Origin of the sequence: Bradyrhizobium sp., assembly GCF_049798375.1 — a bacterium.
In the GTDB taxonomy this organism is placed as follows: Bacteria; Pseudomonadota; Alphaproteobacteria; order Rhizobiales; family Xanthobacteraceae; genus Bradyrhizobium.
In genome coordinates, this window is the sequence record NZ_JBARGP010000260.1 from 1 (window position 1) to 2,753 (window position 2,753).

The 2,753-nt window shown below is 64.8% G+C and carries 2 protein-coding genes; one reads left to right on the plus strand and one right to left on the minus strand.

Annotation, left to right across the window (positions count from 1 at the left end; translation table 11 throughout):
- Window positions 1-1,449: efflux RND transporter permease subunit (locus WA702_RS11110; RefSeq protein ID WP_425110566.1), on the plus strand; the 1,449-nt coding region annotated here is incomplete at its 5' end.
- A 93-nt stretch (window positions 1,450-1,542) separates the two neighbouring features.
- On the opposite strand, the gene WA702_RS11115 is transcribed toward WA702_RS11110, so the two are convergent.
- Window positions 1,543-2,724, minus strand: coding sequence for an MFS transporter (locus WA702_RS11115; RefSeq protein WP_425110567.1), 1,182 nt, complete (start codon window positions 2,722-2,724; stop codon window positions 1,543-1,545).
- Window positions 2,725-2,753 lie beyond the last annotated feature (29 nt).

Here is a 2,753-nt window from a genome sequence, read left to right on the forward strand (position 1 = left end):
GCGGCCGTCCAGCTTCCCGACGGCGCCTCGCTCGACCGCACGCAACAAGCGCTCGGCAAGGTCAGCGAGATCGCGGGCGCGACGTCGGGCGTGGCGCAGGTCATCACCATCGCCGGCATCTCGGCGCTCGACAATAGCGCGAGCCTTGCCAATGCCGGTGTCGCCTACATCGTGCTCAAGGATTGGGAGTCCCGCGGCAAGGGCGAGGATCTGCGTTCGCTGGTCTACGGGCTGAACGACAAGATGGCGGCGGTGACGGAGGCGCGCGTGCTGGTGCTGCCGCCGCCGCCGATCCAGGGCATCGGCAATGCCGCGGGCTTCGCCATGCAGGTCGAGCTGCGCGACGGCAATAGCGACTATGCCAAGCTGCAGGCGATCACCTCGACCGTGGTCGCCAACGCCCAGAGCCAGAGCGCGCTGCAACGGGTGCAGTCGCCGTTCCGCGCCATGGTGCCGCAATTCGACATCGAGGTCGACCGCGTCAAGACCCAGACCCTGCACGTCACCACCGACCAGGTATTTTCCACGCTGGCCTCCTACCTCGGCGCCTCCTACGTCAACCAGTTCAACAAATTCGGCCGCGTGTTTCAGGTCTATGTGCAAGCCGACGCCAAATTCCGCCTCAACGCGCACGACCTCGAGAACATGATGGTGCGCAACCAGTCCGGCGACATGATTCCGCTCGGCACGCTCGCGACCGTGACGCCCAGCGTCGGCCCATCGCTGATCAGCCTCTACAATCTCTATCCTTCCGCCACCGTGGTCGGGCTGCCGGCGCAAGGTTATAGCTCCGGGCAATCGCTGAAGCTGATGGAGGAGATCGCCGCCAAGACGCTGCCGCCTGGTGCCGGCTATGAATGGACGGCGATGTCGTATCAGGAGAAGGCGGTCTCCGGTCAGATCTATCTCACTTTCGGCCTTGCGATGCTCTTGGTCTATCTCGTGCTGGCCGGGCAATATGAAAGTTGGTACGCGCCAATCTCGGTGATCCTCGCCGTGCCGTTGTCGCTGCTCGGCCCGACCGCGGTGCTCAGTGCGCTGAAGATCGACAACAATCTCTATGTTCAGATCGGGTTGATCCTTCTCATTGCGCTGTCGGCCAAGAACGCCATCCTGATCGTCGAGGTCGGGCTCGAGCTGCATAACCGCGACGGCCGGCCGCTGATCGAATCGGCAATCGAGGCCGCGCGCGCCCGCTTCCGTCCGATCCTGATGACCTCGTTCGCCTTCATCCTCGGCGTGGTGCCGCTGGTGCTGGCGACCGGCGCGGGCGCCAGCGCCCGCAAGTCGATCGGCATCACCGTGTTCTCCGGCATGCTGGCCTCGACCTGCCTCGCCGTGCTGTTCGTGCCCGCCTTCTTCGTCGTGGTGCAGCGCTTCGAGAATTGGCGCGCGGAGCGGAAGCGGAAGACGACGGTCACTATTCCAAGCGCACAGACGGAGCCATAGTTCTCCGTCATTGCGAGGAGCCGAAGGTGACGAAGCAATCCGGTCTTCCTTGCGATTCTGGATTGCTTCGCTTCGCTCGCAATGACGGCATCATTACTCCGCAGCCTGCGGCTGTGGCACCTTGATCTCCGGCGGCAGGATCAGCGCGGCGACGATCGCGAGCAGGCAGAGTGCGGCGAAGGCGTGCAGCATGCTGGTGAAGCCGCCGCGCTCATACAGCCATGCCACCAGGCCGACCGAGGCGCCGGCCGCGGTGAAGCCGATGAAATAGCGCACGGCATAGGCGCGCGAGCGCCACTCCTCCGAGGTGTATTTGCCGACCATGGCGTCGTTGACCGTGACCTGGCCGAACGCGCCCATCACGATGCCGATCGACACCAGGATTAACGGCAGGTCGGAGAAGGTGGCGGCGAGATAGAGCAGCGGCGCCAGCACCACCGACAGCGGCAGCGCCACGGTCTTGAGGCTGTGCCGATCAAGAAGGCGCCCGATCGTGTATTGAGTCATGGCGCCGAACACGTAGACACAGGCTGCGATCACGCCGAGCAGCGCCGGGCTTTGCGTCAGCCCCGCGAGCCGCTCGGCAAACAGTTTCGGCAGCGCCACGGTCACGGCATTGAACGTGGTCGAGATCGCGACCACGACGAGCAGCAGCGCCAGCACCACGCGCCACATGTGCTCGCGCGCCACGCGGGCCTGCGCTGCCGCCTGCTTGGAGCCCTTGCGATCCTCGTGCACCACCAGCGCCGCAAAGGCGATGCCGACACCGATCGTGATCACGCCCGGAATGATGAAGGCGAAACGCCAGCCGAGATACTGGCCCACCACGCCGGTGATCAGCGCCGAGGAGGCGACGCCGAGATTGCCGAATACGCCGTTGAGCCCCATCTCGCGGCCGAGCTTGTCGGCATAGGAGACGATCATCGCGGTGCCGACCGGGTGATAGATCGAGGCGAACAGGCCGATCGCCAGCAGCGCAGCGCCGAGCTGCGCCGGACTCGAGACGAAGCCCACCGAGATCATCGCGGCGCCGATGCCGAGGAAGAAGATCAGCATCATGTGGCGCCGGCTCCAGCGGTCGCCGAGCCAGCCGGTCAACAGCGAGCCGGCACCGAAGGCGATGAAGCCCGGCGTCGCGTAGGGCAGCAGCTCGCCATAGGCCATGTTGAGGGCGGGCCCCATGATGATGACGGCGGCGGCGAAGATCAGCATCGCGTAATGATCGATGAAATGGGCTGAATTGACGAAGCCGATGACGCGGCTCGGGCTGTTCATGTGGCGATTCCTCAAATGTCTTGAAATCG